Raw genomic sequence first — 19,147 nt, forward strand, 5'->3', positions numbered from 1 at the left:
CACTGTGCCAGCGTAATGCGGGCGGCACGCACGGGGTAACCCCGCAGCCGCGATCAGAGCAGCTCGGCCGTCTGCCTGGCGATCTGGAGCTCCTCGTCGGTCGGCACCACCAGCACCGTCACCCGCGACGCGTCGGTCGAGATCACCCGGATCCCGCGCTCTCTGGCGGTGTTGCGCTCCTGGTCGAGCTCGACGCCCGCGAAGCCCAGGGTCGCCAGGGCCGCCGCCCGCACCGGGGCCGCGTTCTCGCCGACGCCCGCCGTGAAGGAGATCACGTCGACCCCGCCCAGCTGCGCGATGTACGCCCCCGCATAGGCGCGGAGCCGGTGCACGTACACGTCGAAGGCCAGCACCGCCGCCTCGTCGCCCTCCGCGACCCCGGCGAGGATGTCGCGCATGTCGCTGCGCCCCGCCAGCCCCGCGAGTCCGCTGCGGGTGTTCAGCAGCGTGTCGAGGTCGTCGATCGTGTACCCCGCGCGTCGCGACAGATGCACGAGTGCCGCGGGGTCGAGGTCGCCCGACCGCGTGCCCATGACGAGCCCCTCCAGCGGCGTGAGCCCCATCGACGTCTCGACCGAGCGACCGCCGTCGATCGCGGTGACCGAGGCCCCGTTGCCGAGGTGGAACACCAGCTGGCGCAGCTCCCCCAGCGGTCGGTCGAGGAAGCGGGCCGCGGCCTCGCTCACGTACTGGTGGCTCGTGCCGTGGAACCCGTAACGGCGCACCCGGTGCTCGGCGGCGAGCTGCGCGTCGATCGCGTAGGTGTAGGCCGCAGGCGGAAGGGTCTGGTGGAAGGCCGTGTCGAACACCGCCACGTGCGGGACGGCGTCGAACACCGCACGCGCGGCCCGGATCCCGGCGAGGTTCGCGGGGTTGTGCAGCGGGGCGAGGACGGCCAGCTCGCCGATCTGCCGCTCCACGTCGGCGTCGATCAGCGTGGGGGCGTAGAAGCGTGCCCCGCCGTGCACCACCCGATGCCCGACGGCGACCGGCGGGTGCGCGTCGAGGGAGGGCCCGTGCGCCGCGAACTGCTCGCGCATCACCTCGAACGCGGCCGCGTGGTCGGGGATCGGCCGCTCCTCGCGGTACGTCGCATCGAGCATGGTCGGCACCGCGTCGGCGGCCACGACCGGGCGGACGGTGTGGGACACCGGGCTCGACTCCTGGCCGATGCGCTCGATCAGCCCGCTCGCGAGCTCGTCCTCCCGCTCGACGTCGATCAGGCTGTACTTCAGCGAGGAGGATCCGCTGTTGATCACCAGGATCGCGCTCACGCCCGCTCCCCCTCTGCGCTCTGCGCCTGGATGGCGGTGATCGCGACCGTGTTGACGATGTCGTCCACGAGCGCCCCGCGCGACAGGTCGTTGATCGGCCTGTTGAGACCCTGCAGCACCGGACCGATCGCGACCGCTCCCGCCGACCGCTGCACGGCCTTGTAGGTGTTGTTGCCCGTGTTGAGGTCGGGGAACACGAAGACCGTCGCGCGGCCGGCCACCGCGGAGTCGGGCAGCTTGGCCTTGGCGACCGCGGCGTCGGCGGCGGCGTCGTACTGGATCGGGCCCTCCACGGGCAGCTCCGGCGCGCGCTCCCGCACGAGCGCCGTGGCCTGGCGCACCTTGTCGACGTCGGCGCCGCTGCCGGACTCCCCCGTGGAGTACGACAGCATCGCGACGCGCGGGTCGATCCCGAACTGCCGCGCCGTCGTCGCCGACGAGATCGCGATGTCGGCGAGCTGCTCCGCCGTGGGGTCGGGGATCACGGCACAGTCGCCGTACACCAGGACGCGGTCGGCGAGCGCCATCAGGAACACGCTGGACACGACCTCGACCCCCGGCTTGGTCTTGATGATCTCGAACGACGGGCGGATCGTATGGGCTGTCGTGTGCGCGGCCCCCGACACCATGCCGTCGGCGAGACCCAGGTGCACCATCATGGTGCCGAAGTACGACACGTCGGTGACCGTGTCGGCCGCCCGCTCCAGCGTGATGCCCTTGTGCGCGCGCAACCGGGCGTACTCCTCCGCGAACCGCTGCACCAGCTCGGGGTCGGTGGGGCTGAGGACCTGCGCGTCGGCGATGTCGACGCCGAGCTCGGAGGCCCGCGCGCGGATGGCGGCCTCGTCGCCCAGGATCGTGAGGTCGGCCACGTCTCGCGCGAGCAGCGTCGCGGCCGCGCGGAGGATGCGGTCGTCGTCGCCCTCCGGCAGCACGATCCGGCGACGGTCGGCCCGCGCCCGCTCCATCAGGCCGTACTGGAACATCAGCGGCGTGACCACGTGTGCCTCGGCAAGCCCGAGCTGCTCGGTCAGCTCGGCGATGTCGACGTGCGCCTGGAAGAGACCGAGCGCCCGCTCGTAGCGCCCGCGGGCATCGGCCGTGATCCGTCCGCGCGTCCCCATCACGCGCACCGCCGTGTCGTAGGTGCCCAGGTCGGTCGTGATGATCGGCACGGACGACGCGAACCCGTCGAGAAGCTGCAGGATGGGCGCGGGCAGCGGGAACGGCCCGTTGAGCACGATGCCGGCGATGCGCGGGAAGGTCCCGGAGGAATCGGCGAGCAGGGCGGCCAGGAGGACCTCCGTGCGGTCGGCGGGGATCACCACCACGGCCTCCTCCGTGATCCGCGGCAGCACGTTCACCATCGACATGCCGGCGACGACGATCGACAGGGCGACCGCGGTCAGGCGCTCCTCGTCGCCCGCGAGCAGCGTGCCGTCGATCGCCGCGAGGATGCCGCGGATGGACGGTGCCACGAGAGCGCGGTCCTCCGGGATCGCCCACACCGGGGTGCGGTCGGCCGGAAGCACAGCGCGAACGGCGGCGACGATCGGCTCCAGCGCCTCAGGGTCGGCGCGGTTGACCGCCACGGCGAACAGCTCCGCCCGTTCCGCGGCGAGCTCGGACAGCGCGAGGGCGGCGATCTGCCCCACGGCGGCGGGCGTGCGGGCGGTGGTGGTGCCCAGCTGCTCGGCCTGACGCTGCTGGTCGCGGCCGCTCAGCACGAGCAGCACGGGCGCGGCGAGGTTCGCGGCGATGCGCGCGTTGAACCCGAGCTCCGCGGGGCTCGCGACGTCGGTGTAGTCGCTGCCGACGATCACGACCGCGTCGCACTGCGCCTCGACCGCCTTGAACCGCGCGACGATGGTCGCCAGCGCGGCCTCGGGGTCGGCGCGCACGTCGTCGTAGGTCACGCCGATGCAGTCGTCGTAGTCGAGCTGCACGCCGTCGTGCGCGAGCAGCAGCTCGAGGATCTCGTCGCGCTCGGCGACCGACCGCGCGATGGGTCGGAAGACGCCGACGCGCGGGGAGACGCGCATCAGGGCGTCGAGCGCCCCGAGGGCGATCGTCGACTTCCCGGTATGGCCTTCGGCCGAGGTGATGTAGATGCTCCGCGCCACGCCCCCAGCTTAGGCGGGGCGCCGTCGGACGCGCCCGGACGGTGCCGTGACTAACGCGCCGTCACTCGCACGGTCCGGACAGAGCGTCGACCACGGCCGTCGCATCCTCCTGGTAGCGGGCGTAGTACTCGCGGTCGGTGTTGATCTGCACGCGGTGGATCGCGTGCGACGCCGGCATCGACTGCCACTCCGGAAGCCGCCCGAGACGCTCGTAGAACAGCGTGGCCGAGGCCGCGGGGTCCATCCGCTGCTCGACGCTGCCCCACCAGTCCTGCTGCTGGAACAGGCCGATGCTCGTGGTGCGCGAGCCGTCGGGGTTGGTCCAGCCACGGGTCTCCCAGTCGCCGTAGTCGATCGCGCGCAGGCTGCTCTCCCCCATCGCGGTCATCACGCCGAGGATCTGCCCGTCGCGCCCGAAGCCGAGCGCGGAGGCCGTGCGGATGATGGTCGCCGCGTTCTCCAGCTGTTCGCCGCGCCACCCCTGGATGCCCGCCGCGGGGAAGGTCTCCGGGCGGTCGATGCAGACCGGCGCGGGGTCGCGGGCCAGGCCGAGCGGGATGAGCACCAGGAGCCCTGCGACCACCGCCACCACGCCGGCGGACACGAGCAGACGCCGGCCGCGCGTGCGCCAGCGCGCACGGGATGCCGTCCGGCGCCGCGCGGCCGCACGACGCCGAGCCGCCGGAGACCTCTTCGCCGCGGGCCTCCGCCGGGCGGCGGGCTTGCCCGCCCGCGGCCTCGCGCGGGACGCGGTCACGGGCGCACGGCTCCCGCCGCCGGATGGGAGCGCCGCCCGATGAGCGCCGCGACGCCGCCGCCGATCGCGCCGAACAGGTGCCCCTGCCACGAGACGCCGTCGGCCACGCCGATCACGCCCGCGAGCATCGTGCCGCCGTAGACGCCGATCACGACCACGGCGATCACGGCGTAGAGGATGCGATGGGCGACGCGCCCCGGCGCGAACACGCGCATCACGACGTAGCCGAAGTAGCCGAACACCAGGCCCGAGGCGCCGACCGTGAGCGTGCCTGGAGCGTTCACGAGCCAGGTGCCGACCCCGCCGATGACCGCGACGATCACGGTGACGGCCCAGAAGCGTCGCGCCCCCTCGACCGCGACCAGGCAGCCGAGCACGAGGAACGGCACCGAGTTGGCGATGAGGTGCGCCCAGCTCGCGTGCAGCAGCGGGGCGAGGATGATGCCGCTGAGCCCCGACAGGTCCCACGACCGCAGACCGAAGCCCGTGAACGATCCGGGCAGCACGGCATCGGCGAACTGCACGAGCCACATCACCGCCAGCAGCAGCACCGGCGAGGCGAAGCGCGCGAGCGGATGCGGCGGCCGCGAAGGAGGGGGGACGGTCACCGCTCGATTGTCGCAGGCCCGTCCGACGAACGCCTGTGTACCGGGCCCGGCAAAAGAAAAGACCCTCCGCGCACCCAGCAGAGCCCGGTTACCCTTGCTGCGTTTCCGCCCTGGGGGAATTGGCCTGGATGCCGCCACGCGGAGAGCCGTCGTCCACTCTACCCGACCAGCGGCGGGGCGACGAACCCACGCGGGCATGGTCCCGCACGCCGCGCGGAGCGTACGATCGATTCACGCGCATCGTTGCGTCGACGTGAGAGGGATCGCATGCCTGAGAACGCCCCCCTGACCCCGGTCACGATCGACGCCGAGCGATTCGCCGCCCAGACGGCGGCGATTCTCGGCTCGATCAGCCAGGTCATCGACGGCAAGCCCGACGCCGTACGCAGCGCGCTCGTGTGCCTGCTCGCCGAGGGCCACCTGCTCATCGAAGACGTGCCGGGCGTCGGCAAGACGATGCTCGCCCGCGCACTGGCCGCGAGCATCGACGCCACGGTCCGCCGCATCCAGTTCACGCCCGACCTGCTGCCCGGCGACGTCACGGGTGTGTCGGTGTACAACCCGGTCGACCGGGAGTTCGAGTTCAAGCGGGGCGCCGTGTTCGCCCACATCGTGATCGCCGACGAGATCAACCGCTCCTCCCCCAAGACGCAGTCCGCGCTGCTGGAGGCCATGGAGGAGGGCCAGGTCACGGTCGACGGCTCCACGCACCGCCTGCCCGACCCGTTCCTCGTGGTGGCGACGCAGAACCCGCTGGAGATGGAGGGCACCTACGCCCTCCCCGAGGCGCAGCGCGACCGCTTCATGATGCGCATCTCGATGGGCTACCCCGACCCGGGCGCGGAAGCCCTCATGCTGCGGCAGCGCGACGTGGTGAACCCGCTCGCCACCGTGACGCCCGTGGCCGACGCCGCATCCGTCGCGCAGCTCATCGCGTGGGCGCGGGCCGTGCACGTGGCCCCGGCCCTGGAGGAGTACGCGGTCGCACTCGCCCAGGCCACCCGCTCCGACCCGAGCCTGCATCTCGGTGCCAGCCCCCGCGCCACCCTCCAGCTCGTCCGTGCGGCGAAGGTGTGGGCGGCCCTCGACGGCCGCGACTACGTCATCCCCGACGACATCACGTCGCTGCTCCTCCCCGTGTTCGCCCACCGCCTGCTCCCCGCGCGCGGCGCCCATCGCGCCGGAGCCCAGCCCATCGAGGCCGCGCTCACGCAGATCGCCGAGCGCGTGCGCGTCCCGGTCGCCACCCGCTCCTGAGACCCCGCCATGCGACGACGCCTCCTCCTCACCCGCCGGGGCACCGGCACGCTCGTCGCGGCGTTCGGCTGCCTGGTCGCGGCGAACGTGCTCGGCGCGCGCATCCTCCTCTTCATGGCCGTGTTCCTGGCGGCCCTCACCCTGTTCTCCGCGCTGGCGGTGCGGCTGCCACGGCGCTCAGGGACGGTCGCGCGACAGATCTCGACCGACCTGCTCACGGTGTCGGAGGCCTCGCGGGTCACGGTGCGCTTCACGCTGCGGGCGCTGCGGGTGCCGCACGGCCTGTGGCATGACGTGCTGCCCGACGCGGTCGCCGGAGACTCCAGCGGCGAGTATCCCGCCGAGACCGCGCAGCTGAGCTACCTCATCACGGGGGTGCGGCGCGGCGTCTGGCCGCTCGGCCCCCTCATGCTCCGTACGGTCGACCCGTTCGGACTCGCACAGCGGGAGCAGGCGTTCGGCGACACCCGGACCATCACGGTGGTGCCGGAGGTGTTCGCGCTCACGCCGCTCGCCGTGCGCATCGGGGCGGCGGGAGGGACGGCCCACACCTCGTCGACCCGCCTCGGACAGGGCAGCGACAACCTGTCCCCGCGCGGCTACGCCCCCGGCGACTCCATGCGCCGGATCCACTGGCGGGCCACGGCCCACCGCGGCGAGTTGATGGTGCGCCAGGAGGAGGAGGAGTCCAGCCCCGACGCGCTGGTCGTCCTCGACCGGAGCGCCGGTCGCTGGGACCCGCAGGGCGACGCCGCCGACCCGGCCTTCGAGTCCGCGGTGTCGCTGTGCGCCTCGGCCGCCCTGCACCTCGCCGCCGAGGGCTACAGCGTCGACGTGATCGACACCGCGGGCACGCTGCTCGGCGCGCTCCGCGGACACGAGGACGACCGCGACGGCCTGCTCGTCGCACTCGCCCTGGTGACCCCGCGCGGCGAGGCCCGGGAGCTCGCGGCCCTCGTCGGCGGCACCCCGCCCGGGCCGCTCGTGTTCGTCACCGGACGCGTCGACGAGGAGGACGCGGCGCTGCTGCGTCCCGCGGGAGCCGCGGCCCCGCTGCTGTTCGCCACCGAGCCGCTGCCGGGTGCGGCCGACGCGGCACGACAGCACGGGTGGACCGTCGCCGCCCTCGGCACCGACGTCGCCGAGGCCTGGGACGACGCGCTGGCCGCGCGGAGCGGAGCGGGCGATGTTCCGCGCTGAGCAGCCGCGCGCCGCGACCCCGCCGCCGCGCACCGTGCCGCGGTGGCACCGCGACCGCGACGAACCGGATCGCGTCGTCGCCACGGGCGTGCTCGCCGCGGTCGGAGCGCTCGTGGCCCTGTGGCCGTTCACCTCGGTGATCACGCCGGGGGCCTGGTCGTTCACGGTCGTGCTGATCGTGGTGGCCGTGGTGGGCACCGGGATGCTCGTCCGTCACCTCCTCCGCCGCCGGCGCGCGGGACTGGGCGACCTCGGCGCGCTGCTCGCCCAGGTCGCGGTCGCGGTCGCCGTGCTCACGCTGCTGCTCGCGGGCGACACCGCGATCCTGGGGGTCGTTCCCACCGCGACGACCCTCGCGGTGTTCCAGGGCCTGGGGGCGGCCGCTTGGGAGCAGATCGTGTTCGGCTCGGCGCCGCTCGACGCCTCCCCCGCACTGGCGGGTGCCCTCGGTGCGGGCTTCGCCGTGGTGGCGATCCTGCTCGACCACCTGGTCGCCCAGCGCTCGGCCGTGCTCGCCACCGTGCTGATCGGCGTGATCGGCGCCGTGCCGATGATCGTGACCTTCGGCGACCCGAACGTCGCCTGGTTCGTGGCCCTCGCGCTCACGGCGCTGCTGCTGTTCCGGGTCACCGCGCAGCGCGACGGCTCCTCTCCGCGCCGGAGCTCGCTGTCGGTCGCCGTCGGGGTCGGCGCGGCCGCCGTCGTCTCCGCGCTCGTGGTGACGCCCGCGCTGCCCGTCGCCCCCACCATGGCCGGCACCGGCGTCGGCGTGACCGTCGACGCGTCGCTGCGCCTCGGCGACGACCTGCGCCAGCCCAACCCGGTCGAGGTGCTCACCCTCGCCACCGACGCCGCCTCCGCGCCCTATCTGCGCCTGACCACGCTGTCCCGCTTCGACGGCCGTGTGTGGCAGCCCGACCGCGGCGACCTGCAGTCGCAGGCGGACGGCTTCGGGGAGCCGGAGTGGAGCGAGGGCGTCGCGACCGAGGACGCCACCACGTCCATCCGCATCCTGCGCATGTCGAGCGCCTGGCTGCCGGTGCCGTACCCCGCCACCGACGTGTCGGGATTGAACGGGTCGTGGCGGGTGGCCCCCGAGAACCGCACGCTGTACTCGCGTCGGTCCGACGCCGCCGGCAACGACTACACCGTGAGCTCCACACGCGTCACGCCGACGCTCGAGCAGATCCGTGCGGTCGACGCGGCCCCGCCGCTCGCGGATCCCGACATCGAGGACGTCGAGCTGCCCGGGATCATCGGCGAGCTCGCGGCCGAGGTGACCGCCGACGCGGACACCGACTACGACCGGCTCGTGGCGCTGCAGAACTGGTTCCGCGCGCAGTTCGACTACTCGCTGGAGACGCCGGTGGAGGAGGGCTTCGACGGCACCGGCGCCGACGCCGTCGCCCGCTTCCTGGAGGAGCGCTCCGGGTACTGCGTGCACTTCGCCGGCGCGTTCGCCCTGATGGCGGAGAGCCTCGACATGCGGGTGCGGATCGTGGTCGGGTACCTCCCCGGTTCGCTCACCGACGAGAAGCGCGGAGACGAGTCGATCTTCTCCGTGACGAGCGACCAGCTGCACTCCTGGCCCGAAGTCCTGTTCCCCGGCATCGGCTGGGTGTCGTTCGAGCCCACCGCGTCGCTCGGCGTCCCGACGGCGTTCCGCGCGGGCGAGGCCCAGGGCGGTGCGACCGGCGGGATCACGGAGCCCGCGCCGACCACGGCGCCGCAGACGCAGGAGACGCAAGGCCCCGACGTCGACCGGGGTGACGCGGACCCCGGGTCCGCGGGATCCGGAGAGCTGCGCCGCCTCGACCCGACCCCGGTCGCGCTCGTGACGCTCGGGGTGGTCGTGCTGCTCCTGCTCCCCGGGATCGTGCGGCTCATCGAGCGGCGGATGCGGATGCGTCGCGCGGCCCGAGGCGACGCGGCCGCCGCGTGGGCGGAACTGCGCGACACCCTGCTCGACCTGGCGCTGCCGGTGTCGGACGCCGACAGCCCCCGTGCGCGAGCCGCCGCCCTCGCGCGCGGCCGTGGCGCGGACGCCGCAGCCCTGCAGCGCCTCACCACCGCGGTCGAGCGCGCCAACTACGCCCGCCCCGGCGCACAGGAGACCGACGATCTCGCGGAACCCCTGCGTGCGGTGCTGTCGAGCCTGCAGCACAGCGTCGACGGCCCGACCCGGGTGCGCGCGCGACTGCTGCCGCGGTCGCTGTACGCCCCGCGCGGAGCGGATGCGGCGCTGCTGGCCTGAGCGCCCCCGCGGGTGATCAGGACGCGGCGGCCTCGGCGGGGTGCGCGGCACAGCGCACGGTGTCGCAGTCGTCGCACACGACGAACTGCGCACGGCACGAGAGATCGGGGCAGTTCGCGGTGCGCTTGGTCGCGGCGCCGCAGCCCGCGCAACGACCGATCACCCGGGCGTGATCGCTGAAGTCGACGGAACCCCGGCCGTCGAACACGTACAGCGAGCCGTCCCACAGTCCGTCGTCGCCGAACTTCTCGCCGTAACGCACGATGCCGCCCTCGAGCTGGTACACCTCGCCGAACCCGCGGGCCGTCATCAGGCTCGACAGCACCTCGCAGCGGATGCCACCCGTGCAGTACGTCACGACGGGCTTGCCCTTCAGGTCGTCGTAGACCCCGGAGTCGAGCAGGTCCACGAAGTCGCGCGTGGTCTCGGTGGCGGGCACGACCGCGCCGCGGAAGCGCCCGATCTGCGCCTCGAGCGCGTTGCGACCGTCGAAGAACACGACCTCCTCGCCGCGCTCGGCCACGAGCTCGTGCAGCTGTTCCGGGGTGAGTCGCGCTCCGCCGCCGACGACGCCGTGCTCGTCCACGCGCAACTCGCCGGGCGCCCCGAACGACACGATCTCGTCGCGCACCTTCACGCTCAGCTTCGGGAAGTCGAGGCTGCGGCCGTGCTCGTCCAGCCCTGTGCCCTCGCTCCACTTGAGGTCGACGTCGCGGAACGGCGCGTACGACCGGAACGAGCGCGCCCACTTCTTGAGTGCGGGGAGATCGCCACCGAGCGTGCCGTTGATGCCGTCCTTCGAAATCAGCAGTCGTCCCCGCAGTCCCAGCGCCTCGCCGAGGTCGCGCTGCCACACCCGTATCGCCTCGGGATCGGCGAGCGGGGTGAAGGCGTAGAAGAGGACGATCTTGGGGGTTGCCACCCCGGAATCCTACGTCGCCGACCTGACCGCGGCCGGGGTCAGAGGCGGTCACGTGACGTCGCGGCTCAGGAACGCGAGGCTCCCCCCGCCGACGGCCGCGAGCACCCAGGCCGCCGTCAGCCCGGCCGGGAGAAGGCCGTACAGCTGATCGCCCGTGGAGAGCCCGACGGCGGTCACGTCGAACCCGAGGGTCTGGAGGAACGCGAGCAGCGGAAGACTCGCGGCCCCGGCGCTCCAGAACAGCGCGACGAGCGTCGCGACCCCGAGCGACAGGGACGTGACGAAGAGCGCGACGAGGTGGGCCTGGACGATCATCCCGATCCCCACTCCCCACAGGCCGGCGAGGGCACCGAGCGCGAGAGTGGCGCCCACCGCCGCTGCGTCCAGGGGAATGCCGCCCATCGTGGCCCACAGTACGACGTGGCCGCCGAGGAGTGCGACGAGCGCGACGGCCGCTCCCCCGATCGCCGACGTCGGCAGCCGGACCAGAAGGACCGCCCACCGCGGCAACAGCATCAGACGCTGCGCGATGACGCCGTCGCGCCGATCGACCGTGTACCGGAACGAGCCGTAGACCGCCGCGAGAACGGCCGCGGAGGTCGCCAGGACGGTGTGGAGCGGCGCGGTGAGGGTGTCACGGACACCGGCAGGGGCATCCGCGAGCTCTGAGGGAATGCTCGCCGCGAGCGGGAGCGAGATCACGAGCGCCGCCACCGCTGCACCGAGCAGTACGAGGTCGCCGCCGACGTCGCGCGCCTGCGCACGCAGAGCCCGACCGATCACGCGACGGCCCGGCGTCCTCGCGCCCACGCGATCCCGACCAGACCGCCCGTCCACACAAGCGCGACGCCCAGCGCCGGAAGGAGGTCGAGCAACCGCCCCTGATACGCGGGGGCTCCGATCGCGGCGAGGACCATGCCGGGCGAGTACCTCGCGACCTCCGGCGCCGTCCGCAGCAGCGCGAACTCCACGGCCAGCGGATAGGCGAGGAGGATCGCCGCCGTCACGTAGTAGTTCCGGGTGATCCAGCCGATCGCACCTCCGAGGAGAGCGCCGAGGACGGCGCCGACGAGCGCGCCTCCGTACATTCCCCAGGCGTCGTCGCCGAGGACGAAGGACTGCCCCTCCCGTGTCAGGAGGATCGCGGCGGCCGCCGTCCAGAGCACGCAGATGACGAGAGAGGTGCCGACGGCGACCAGCGCCCCCGCCACGAGCTTGCCCGCGAAGGCGCGCCGGAACCCCACGGCGACGAGGGTACGGTCCATCGAGCCGTAGTAGTACTCGCGGGTGACGGTGTAGGCGCCCACGAACGCGGCCGAGAGGGCCGTCCAGGCGAGGGGCTGCAGAACCTGGAGTGTCGCGGCGGCGGGCTCGAGGCCCGCGAGGTCGAAGTGCGAGCCATCCGAGCAGAGAACGTACACCGGCAGCAGGACGGCGACCAGGAAGATCGCGAGCACGGAGAAGCCGCTCACCGAACGCAGCAGCTCGCTGCGAATCACCGACGTCACGCCGACACCCCCTCGATCAATTCGAAGTACCTGCTCTCCAGCGACTCGGCGTCGCTCGTGACGAGATCCCGCAGCGGCCCCGCGAACAGGGCGCGACGCTTGAGCACGACCACCTCATCGACCACCTGTTCGAGCTCGGGAAGCTGATGGCTCGCGATAAGCACCGTGCCGGCACGGTCGGCGAAGCTCCGTAAAAAGCCGCGAAGCCAACGAATGCCGTCCGGATCCAGCCCGTTCGCCGGCTCATCCAGGATCAGTGTCCGCGGCGAGCCGACGAGCGCGGTCGCCAAGCCCAGTCGCTGCGCCATCCCCGTCGAGTAGGTCTTGACGCGGCGGCGGGCGTCGGGCGCGAGTCCCACCTCGTCCAGCACCTCATCCACGCGCTGCGACGGAGCCCCCGCCGCCAGCCGGGCGATCTCCAGATGCCGTCGCCCCGTGATGCCCACCTCGAACCCGAACCCGTCCATGTGGACTCCGACGTGCGTCGCGGGGTTCTCCAGCGACGCGAACGGGCGGCCGTCGATGAGGCACTCCCCCTCCGTCGGTCGCAGCAGCCCGACGATCGCTCGGAGGGTGGTCGACTTACCCGCCCCGTTCGGGCCGAGCAGCCCGACGATCGACCCGCGCGGCACCCCGAATGAGAGCCCATCGACCGCCGCCCGATGGCCATACCTCTTGGTGAGCCCTCGGACCTCGATCGCCCGATCCTTCCTGTTCATCCTTCTCCTACCTTTCGTCCATGAGAGTCGACAACGGCTCGGTCACTCCCGCCGTCCAGAGCGCGTGCCACAGATCGGTCGTCCCCAGATGAGCACGCGCCTGCCCGGTGCCCGGCGGGGCTGGGTGGTCTGGGGATAACTCGACGACGCCGATACTCACCGCGGCGACGGAGACGTCGGGGGCGGACACCGGGACCAGCGCGTCCAACGGCACCGTCACCGGGGTCGGGGACCGGTGCACGACCGTCCCGGTGCCGATCACCGCGCTCCCGAGGATCCCGCTGGTCATCAGGTCGACGCGGGTGCCGTCGGGGATTCCGGAAGCGCGTCCTCCTCCGGCCTGCACGAGCGACATCCGGCCGTCATGCGTCCAGAAGCCGAGCGTGACCGTGCGTGGCACGGGGATCAGGGCACCGGCGATGACGACAGCGCCGGTCATCACGGCGAGCACGGTCGCGAATCGGACTCGGGACACTCCGGCCCGGAGCACGCGCACGAGCGCCCGAAGCACGATCGTCAGCCCGGTGATCGCCACGATGACCTCCAGAGCGAGCGTGAGGACGGAGAGCACCGGGCCGCCCGCGGTACCCGCCTTCGCCACCCGTGCAACAGCGAGGAACACCAACACGCACGGCGTGAACAGGCTCGCCAGACCGAACGGCACGCTCCACCACCGCGGCACTCGCTTCTCCGACCGCCCACCCCCGAAGAGGAGCCGGACCAGGCGGTCCGAGGCATCGCGGATCGTGCGTTCGCGCAGATTCGGCTCGTCGAGAGCACTCATGAGCGCGATGTATCCGTCGAAGCGCACGAAGGGGATGAGATTGATCAGGACGATGAGGACGCACGAGACACCCGCCAGCAGCACGGCCTGACGAAGCTCGGACGGCGGGAGCGCGAGAGCGGCGACCAGAGCGACTCCGGCGGCCACCACGTGCACGGCTGGTCCGGCGAGGGCGACCGACACGCGTTGCCCACGGTCGCGGAGACGCCAGCCGTCGGTCACATCGACGAAGAACGCGGGAGCGAGATAGAAGATCATGAAACCGGCCCGACGGGGCGTGCCGCCGAAGCCGGTGAGTGTGAGGCCGTGGGCCGTCTCGTGGAGCAGGGTGAGCAGCCCGAGCGCGATGACGGTGCCGAGGAGGGCGGCCAGCGGCACCGGTGTCACGACGACCCGGACGACATCCGCCGCCTGAAGAAGGGCGGCAACAGCCCCGAGCCCGGCCATGACGACGGGGATCAGCATCACCCTCTTGGGAAGCGACGGGAGCAGACGGTGCAACCGTTGGAAGAGCTCGGGCGCACGCAGGGTCGCGACCTGCAGGGTGAGCGGGGCACGATACGACAGCCGCCCCGGCGGGATTCTTCCTGCGCCCTCCAGCAATCCGCTCGCTCGGAAGCGCTCGACGAGTCGAAGGAAGCTCTCCGAGGACTCGGACGGTGCGAAGCGGGTGCGGAGGACGTGGAGCGGTGTCTCGCCGTCCATCGCCTCCAGCAGATCGACGACGGAGCGCGAGACCCGCGACGTCGGTACGCCGTGCACGGACGCGACCCACACCGCGTCCTCCCCGACACGTTCGAAGGAGACGTCTGCGGAGCGCACGGGACGGTCCTCGGCACCCAGCGGGGCGGTCCCGCGAAAGCGCTGCCGGTGGGGCGGCTCAGGCGACGGCATCGTCAGCCGCGATCGTCGTGGAGGAAACCGCGGACGTCGTCACCATCACGATCTCCGCACCCTGCGGAGACCGTACGGGAGAAACGTTCGGTTCCTCGAACCCGGCGTCCGCGATCTCACGGCAGATCTCATCCAGGCCGAGAACCTGCAGGCGGCTCGTGAACACCGTCACCCTTCCCCCCGGTACCAGATCGTCCGCGCGCAGCCAGTTCACGAGTCGGGCGGAGCCGTCGTCCTCGATCTGCTGGCTGAACAGATACCTCTCCGCGCCATCCGGCCCCGGAACCCAGATCTTCTCGATCCTCGTCACGCGCAGTTCCGCTTCCGCGATGGCCCCCGCCAGCGTGAATGCGAAGAGACCGCCCGGAGCGAGGTGCCGCCGAACGGCGGCGTACAGCGCAGCGCGGTCTTCCCCGTTCAACAGGGTGAGAGAGGTGGCACCGAGGATGACCAGGCGGAAGCGTCGCGCGAGCGTGAAGTCGCGCATGTCCGCCACGACGCACTCCACGGCGGATTCCCCCGGGAGGACGTGCCGCACGAGGGCCAGCATGTCGGCCGACAGGTCGAGCGCGATCACGCGCCGGCCCGAGCGCACCAGAGGGATCGTGAGCCGTCCGGTTCCCGCCGCGAGGTCGAGGATCGGACCCTCGGTCTTCCGCGCGAGCGCGAGCACCTCCCGGATCTCGGCACGATCGGAGCCGACGAGCCGTTCGTAGAAGGTACTGCCCGCAGCCGCGTACAGGTCCTCCGGCACGGCGTGCGCGCCGACCGCGCGGAGCCGTGCGGCCACCGCCTCCGTGATCAGATCTGCCATTCGTCTTCGCCTTCCCGGTGTGAGCGGGCGCGGGCCCCCGCCTGCGGCCCGCACCCTTCTGTCAGGTGGCGATCGCCACCGCCCCGCCGATGATGGCGATGATGTAGCTGGCGTGCTCCCACCACTCCATCGGTGTGTCGAGTTGCTCGAGCTCCACGAACTCGATCGATGTCTTCTGCACTGTGCACCTCCTTGGGCACTCGTCCGAGTGCGTCTCCTACGTCAGAGCGAGGATCCCGATGATCACTCCGACGGCGAAACCCCGCATGAAGTCATCGCCGTCGTTGAGCGCGTCCATGGCCTCGAGTTCTGTGAACTCGAGCGTCGGCGTCGCAGCGTGCATGCTCACCTCCCTTCGCTCTCTCCCGCCGTCAAGTCAGATCACGTGGCCATCGCCGCGCCCGCACCGATGAGGATCAGAGCACCGATGACGCCCTTGTAGAAGCTGTCCCAGCTCGGGGCCTCCATGGGATCCAGCTCTTCGAATCGGATGCACGTGTCACTGCGTGGTTCCATCTCGTTCACCTCCTTCCTTCGTCGATCGTCCGGCTTTCGCCGCTGCGTTTCGGAGGCTCCATCTGCCGTCGCCCAGCACAGCGCGGAGGTCTCCCGCGTCGAGCCCGTGGAGCATCGGCCGACGCCCGCCCCACGACTGCTCGGCGGCCTCGGCGATGCTGTGCAGGAGCGCTGCGGCCGGCCGGGGCGGACTCGGAATCCGCCACCGCTCGAGCAGCGCGTCGATGCCGTCCGCCGGGTCGAGGGGAAGGGCCACCGCGTGAGCGACACGCGCCCAGAAATCCGCGAGACTCTCCCGGTCACCCCAGCGAGCGTCGCCCGCTCCGATTCGGCGCCAGACCGCGCCGATGACCGCCGCCGTCGCGACCATCTTGCGCACGCCCAGGTGAGAGGAAACCTCGTTCGCCAGATACCAGTGCCGCGCGCTGAAGGGATCGCCTCCACGCAGCGCCGCGCTGCGCTGCGTGGCTCCGCTCAGACGCGCGAGGCGCTGTCTCCCCGAGGGCGATCCGGCGTCGTGCGCCGCGGTCTCGAGCAGGGCCCTTCCGAGAGCGACGGCGTCGCTGTCGGCCCTCGGGCTTCGTTGGACGCTGGTCGCCGCACCCGCGATGCGCAGGAACGCCTCCAGCGCTCCCTCGCGCACCGCACCCGGGCTGAGGGTGGAGAAGTTCCACGGGTCGACCAGGGCGTGGCGGGGGCGGAGGGCGCGGCCGACGATCAGTCGAGAGCCCCGTTCGTTCGTGAGGATTCCGACGCCGTTCGTCTCCGACGAGGTCCCCAGCGTCGTCGGCACGGCCACGAGGTCGACGGGCGGGAGTGCGTCGGGCAGGACGGTGAGCGCGGACAGCCGCGCGTGCCCGATGGCGTAGTCGAGGAGATGACCCCGGGCCAGCGCGAGCGCGGCGATCTTGCCCGCGTCGAGGATGCTTCCACCTCCGACGGCCACCACCACCTCCGGCGGGCGGTCCATCATCTCGCGAGCGATCGCGACGACCGCTCTGACATCGGCGCGCCCGGTGTCGAGTGTCCGCGTGCGCACCGAGCGTCCGGTGGGAAGCGGGAGCACCGCGGCCGGATCTGCGATGACGAGCGCCTCACGCCCTGCCGTCAGCTGACGCGTCATCCGACGGGCGATCCCCGGTCCGTGCCAGAGAGTCGGAACGCGACCCGCGAATCCGCTGGTCATGAGAGCGCCCCACGTGCCTCGGCGAGGCCGGCGCGGACGGCGGTGTCGACCTCTCGCAGCTCCGGCGCGCCGAAACCGTACGCCGGGATCAGCTCGATCGCACTGGGCCCCGGATGCACGACGACACCGTGATCGGCGATCGCGGAGACGACCCGCAGGACGGCGGCTCCGGAGAGCTCCTGTCCGTGCTCGTCACGAAGGGCAAGCCCGACGAAACACCCGCGACCGGTGCTGTCGGCGATCAGCTGCTCCGTCTTCCACGACCGCACCAGGTTCTGCAGTTCGACGGCCAGCGCCTGTGTCGCCGACTCCACGTCGATACGACGCAGCTCATCGATCACGGCGAGGATCGCTGCCGCGCACATCGGGGTCCCCGCTTGCGTCTCCCCGTGCACGAACGTCCATCCGCCGTCTGTGAAGGCGACGGCGATCTCCCGCCCCACCAGGAGTGCGGCGGCCCCCATCGCACCGTTGGTCAACGCTTTCGACAGGACGAGCACGTCGGGTGCGGCGGGCCAGGTGTCGGTCGCGAACATCGTGCCCGTGCGGCCGAAACCCGTCGCGACCTCGTCGGCGACGACGAGGAAGCCGTACTCCTCGCGCAGGGCGAGAAGGCGATCGACGAACGCGTCGGAGAGCACGTGCGCGCCGCTGCCCAGGATCGGTTCCACGACGACCGAGGCCACCCGCGAGCCCTCCCGTGCCATCAGGGTCGCCAGCTCCTCACCGTCGTCGTGCGCCGACACGTGCCGCACGGAGCGGCGGTCGACGGCGTACACGGACTGCAGGAGATCGTCACCGCTCAGGGCGTGACTGCCGTACATCGTGCCGTGATAGCTGCCGCGGAGGCCGACGCTGATCGTCCGGTCCCGGCGCCCCTTCTGCGCCCAGTACTGGCGGACGAGTTTCATGGCTGCGTCGTTCGCCGCCCCGCCGGAGGTGGAGAAGATCACGCGGCGGTAGCGGAGCGAGCCGGCGAGGTCGATGAGAGCGTCCGCAGCGTGTTCGGCGTAGCGATGCGGAGCCCGGAAGAGGGAGAGATACGAGGCGTCGCGGCTCGCCCGACTCACGGCTTCGGCCACGGCAGGGTTGCCGAAGCCCAGCGGGACGTTCCACAGCCCGCTCGTCGCACAGAGCCGCGTCGAGCCGTCCGCGAAGGCAATCCGATGACCCGCGGCTCCGACCGCGACCCGGTCCGGCGCGAAGGTCGTGTCCGCCGGCAGCATCGAGGTCCAGAGGGCGTGCGGCGCGCTCACCGCACGGCTCCTGTCGTCGAGGACGAGTCGACGGCTCGCCGCCCGCAGTGCACGCCGAGCGCATCGATCGCTTCGAGGCAGAGCGAGAGCGCCTGGGACTTCGGCACCTCGAGCTGTCGCGCCACGCGCGCGGCCGCACTCTCCGTATCGCTGGACGTCTGCGTGACCGCCACGACCCTGGCCGTGTCGGGGGACAGCAGCTGCCGGCGCCGCGTCGTGAGATCCGCGAGCAGAAACCCGTCCCCCGTCTCGAGGAGAAGCGGATCGGCGGTCCGGGGTTCGGCATCGCAGAGCCCGTCGTCGAAGGGCGTCCAGCCGAAGCCCGCGATCGCCGCGTCGGTGCTCGCGAGGGAGAGGGTTCTCATCAGCTCCAGTGCCGTGAGGTATCGCCCGACCCAGCCCCGCGTGCGGAGGTCGTCGAGCACCCTGTCTCGGGGCATGACTCCGCCCACCAGGGCGGCCCCCGGCAGCGCTGCAGCGAGAAGAGACGGCAGCTCGGTGACCGCACCGACCACCTCGCCCTGCATGCCCGCCGAGACCCGCCCGTCGCTGCGGACGCGGACGGCACTCGGACGCATCAGCGCTACGGGAGAAGCGAGCGCGACGCGGTCCGCGAGGAGCACGCGGGCATCGAGCAGGGCGGCGGGAAACACGCCGGTGCGTCGAGCGAGCTCCGCATCGTCGAGGAATGCCCGCCAGCTCGTCTCATCGGAGAATCCGACGACGATCGGTCCCACGATCTGTACGAAGGCCGCCGCGATGTAGTCCTGGCGCTCGACGCCGTGCGGGCCGAGGAACAGCTCATCGCCGATGTCGTCCCACCCACCCCCGTAGCGGATGACCTCGGCGTGGGTCTCGCACGGCTCACTCCCATCCGGCAGGAAGACCGCGTCGCGGCGTTCGGCGGCCGCCAGGACCTGGTGGGCGGGGGCGTCCCGGTCCACGAAGAACACCCGCGAGTAATGATGGCGCTCACCGGTTATCCACTCGCGCAGAGCGCGCGCACCGATGATCTCATCGCCCGACATCAGGGCGTCCCTCTTTTTTGCGCTCGCATGATTCCCCCGGAGTGCGA

General features: G+C 72.0%; 19 protein-coding genes and 1 other RNA gene. 3 read left to right on the forward strand and 17 right to left on the reverse strand.

Going from position 1 to position 19,147, the window contains the following annotated elements:
• Positions 1–53 precede the first annotated feature (53 nt).
• The 5 genes from ACWH95_RS00610 to ffs all read right to left on the reverse strand — a co-directional run bounded on the left by ACWH95_RS00610 (position 54) and on the right by ffs (position 4,913).
• Complete coding sequence (locus ACWH95_RS00610) at positions 54–1,274, reverse strand: acetate/propionate family kinase (protein ID WP_136037140.1); 1,221 nt, start codon at positions 1,272–1,274, stop codon at positions 54–56.
• Positions 1,271–3,397 (reverse strand): phosphate acetyltransferase, encoded by a 2,127-nt coding sequence (gene pta, locus ACWH95_RS00615; RefSeq protein WP_206252927.1) that lies wholly within the window; start codon positions 3,395–3,397, stop codon positions 1,271–1,273. Before pta ends, ACWH95_RS00610 begins: the two co-directional genes overlap by 4 nt.
• A 61-nt stretch (positions 3,398–3,458) precedes the next feature.
• A complete protein-coding gene (locus ACWH95_RS00620; protein WP_247982047.1) occupies positions 3,459–4,154 on the reverse strand; it encodes a hypothetical protein in 696 nt (231 codons plus the stop codon).
• Positions 4,151–4,762, reverse strand: coding sequence for a rhomboid family intramembrane serine protease (locus ACWH95_RS00625; protein WP_206252924.1), 612 nt, complete (start codon positions 4,760–4,762; stop codon positions 4,151–4,153). Before ACWH95_RS00625 ends, ACWH95_RS00620 begins: the two co-directional genes overlap by 4 nt.
• A gap of 54 nt (positions 4,763–4,816) precedes the next feature.
• Positions 4,817–4,913, reverse strand: an RNA gene (ffs, locus tag ACWH95_RS00630) — signal recognition particle sRNA small type.
• A gap of 116 nt (positions 4,914–5,029) precedes the next feature.
• Here ffs and ACWH95_RS00635 point away from each other — a divergent pair.
• From ACWH95_RS00635 to ACWH95_RS00645, 3 genes are read left to right on the forward strand one after another with little or no spacing between them, the layout of a single operon-like run.
• Positions 5,030–6,019, forward strand: a complete 990-nt coding sequence (locus ACWH95_RS00635) for an AAA family ATPase (protein WP_136028517.1) — start codon at positions 5,030–5,032, stop codon at positions 6,017–6,019.
• Between the two features lie 9 nt (positions 6,020–6,028).
• A complete protein-coding gene (locus ACWH95_RS00640) occupies positions 6,029–7,219 on the forward strand; it encodes a DUF58 domain-containing protein (protein WP_454119996.1) in 1,191 nt (396 codons plus the stop codon).
• Entirely contained in the window at positions 7,206–9,473 is a 2,268-nt protein-coding gene (locus ACWH95_RS00645; RefSeq protein ID WP_206252922.1) for a DUF3488 and transglutaminase-like domain-containing protein, read from the forward strand. The genes ACWH95_RS00640 and ACWH95_RS00645 overlap by 14 nt, the downstream gene beginning before the upstream one ends.
• Positions 9,474–9,489: 16 nt before the next feature.
• On the opposite strand, the gene trhO is transcribed toward ACWH95_RS00645, so the two are convergent.
• The 12 genes from trhO to mpaB all read right to left on the reverse strand — a co-directional run bounded on the left by trhO (position 9,490) and on the right by mpaB (position 19,100).
• Complete coding sequence (gene trhO / locus ACWH95_RS00650; protein WP_136037039.1) at positions 9,490–10,395, reverse strand: oxygen-dependent tRNA uridine(34) hydroxylase TrhO; 906 nt, start codon at positions 10,393–10,395, stop codon at positions 9,490–9,492.
• Positions 10,396–10,443: 48 nt separating this feature from the next.
• Positions 10,444–11,205: a hypothetical protein gene (locus tag ACWH95_RS00655; RefSeq protein WP_378878001.1), complete on the reverse strand. Its 762-nt coding sequence runs from the start codon at positions 11,203–11,205 to the stop codon at positions 10,444–10,446.
• Entirely contained in the window at positions 11,175–11,903 is a 729-nt protein-coding gene (locus tag ACWH95_RS00660; RefSeq protein ID WP_136037038.1) for an ABC transporter permease, read from the reverse strand. The genes ACWH95_RS00655 and ACWH95_RS00660 overlap by 31 nt, the downstream gene beginning before the upstream one ends.
• The gene (locus ACWH95_RS00665) at positions 11,900–12,622 is read right to left on the reverse strand and encodes an ATP-binding cassette domain-containing protein (RefSeq protein ID WP_136034221.1); all 723 of its coding nucleotides are present in this window, start codon (positions 12,620–12,622) and stop codon (positions 11,900–11,902) included. Before ACWH95_RS00665 ends, ACWH95_RS00660 begins: the two co-directional genes overlap by 4 nt.
• A gap of 7 nt (positions 12,623–12,629) precedes the next feature.
• Positions 12,630–14,228, reverse strand: a complete 1,599-nt coding sequence (gene mpaP, locus ACWH95_RS00670; RefSeq protein ID WP_454119997.1) for a daptide biosynthesis intramembrane metalloprotease — start codon at positions 14,226–14,228, stop codon at positions 12,630–12,632.
• A 58-nt stretch (positions 14,229–14,286) separates the two neighbouring features.
• Positions 14,287–15,114 (reverse strand): daptide-type RiPP biosynthesis methyltransferase, encoded by an 828-nt coding sequence (gene mpaM, locus ACWH95_RS00675; protein ID WP_454119998.1) that lies wholly within the window; start codon positions 15,112–15,114, stop codon positions 14,287–14,289.
• A 61-nt stretch (positions 15,115–15,175) separates the two neighbouring features.
• A complete protein-coding gene (mpaA3, locus tag ACWH95_RS00680; RefSeq protein WP_308194330.1) occupies positions 15,176–15,295 on the reverse strand; it encodes an MpaA3 family daptide-type RiPP in 120 nt (39 codons plus the stop codon).
• Between the two features lie 36 nt (positions 15,296–15,331).
• On the reverse strand, positions 15,332–15,457 hold the full coding sequence (gene mpaA2 / locus ACWH95_RS00685) for an MpaA2 family daptide-type RiPP (RefSeq protein WP_275090548.1): 126 nt from the start codon (positions 15,455–15,457) through the stop codon (positions 15,332–15,334).
• A gap of 38 nt (positions 15,458–15,495) precedes the next feature.
• Entirely contained in the window at positions 15,496–15,630 is a 135-nt protein-coding gene (mpaA1, locus tag ACWH95_RS00690) for an MpaA1 family daptide-type RiPP (RefSeq protein WP_275090549.1), read from the reverse strand.
• Positions 15,614–16,753, reverse strand: a complete 1,140-nt coding sequence (gene mpaC / locus ACWH95_RS00695; protein ID WP_240745419.1) for a daptide-type RiPP biosynthesis dehydogenase — start codon at positions 16,751–16,753, stop codon at positions 15,614–15,616. Before mpaC ends, mpaA1 begins: the two co-directional genes overlap by 17 nt.
• A 59-nt stretch (positions 16,754–16,812) precedes the next feature.
• A complete protein-coding gene (mpaD, locus tag ACWH95_RS00700; protein WP_454119999.1) occupies positions 16,813–18,072 on the reverse strand; it encodes a daptide-type RiPP biosynthesis aminotransferase in 1,260 nt (419 codons plus the stop codon).
• Positions 18,069–19,100 (reverse strand): daptide biosynthesis RiPP recognition protein, encoded by a 1,032-nt coding sequence (gene mpaB / locus ACWH95_RS00705; RefSeq protein WP_454120000.1) that lies wholly within the window; start codon positions 19,098–19,100, stop codon positions 18,069–18,071. The genes mpaD and mpaB overlap by 4 nt, the downstream gene beginning before the upstream one ends.
• Positions 19,101–19,147: the final 47 nt, after the last annotated feature.

Source organism: Microbacterium sp. NPDC055502 (assembly GCF_053643635.1).

Bases quoted from the DNA above. Each gene is read 5' to 3' on its own strand.
- ACWH95_RS00635 (WP_136028517.1), top strand. From the start codon at position 5,030: ATGCCTGAGAACGCCCCCCTGACCCCGGTCACGATCGACGCCGAGCGA.
- ACWH95_RS00640 (WP_454119996.1), top strand. From the start codon at position 6,029: ATGCGACGACGCCTCCTCCTCACCCGCCGGGGCACCGGCACGCTCGTC.
- ACWH95_RS00645 (WP_206252922.1), top strand. From the start codon at position 7,206: ATGTTCCGCGCTGAGCAGCCGCGCGCCGCGACCCCGCCGCCGCGCACC.
- ACWH95_RS00665 (WP_136034221.1), bottom strand. From the start codon at position 12,622: ATGAACAGGAAGGATCGGGCGATCGAGGTCCGAGGGCTCACCAAGAGG.
- mpaM (WP_454119998.1), bottom strand. From the start codon at position 15,114: ATGGCAGATCTGATCACGGAGGCGGTGGCCGCACGGCTCCGCGCGGTC.
- mpaA2 (WP_275090548.1), bottom strand. From the start codon at position 15,457: ATGCACGCTGCGACGCCGACGCTCGAGTTCACAGAACTCGAGGCCATG.
- mpaA1 (WP_275090549.1), bottom strand. From the start codon at position 15,630: ATGGAACCACGCAGTGACACGTGCATCCGATTCGAAGAGCTGGATCCC.
- mpaC (WP_240745419.1), bottom strand. From the start codon at position 16,753: ATGACGCGTCAGCTGACGGCAGGGCGTGAGGCGCTCGTCATCGCAGAT.
- mpaB (WP_454120000.1), bottom strand. From the start codon at position 19,100: ATGTCGGGCGATGAGATCATCGGTGCGCGCGCTCTGCGCGAGTGGATA.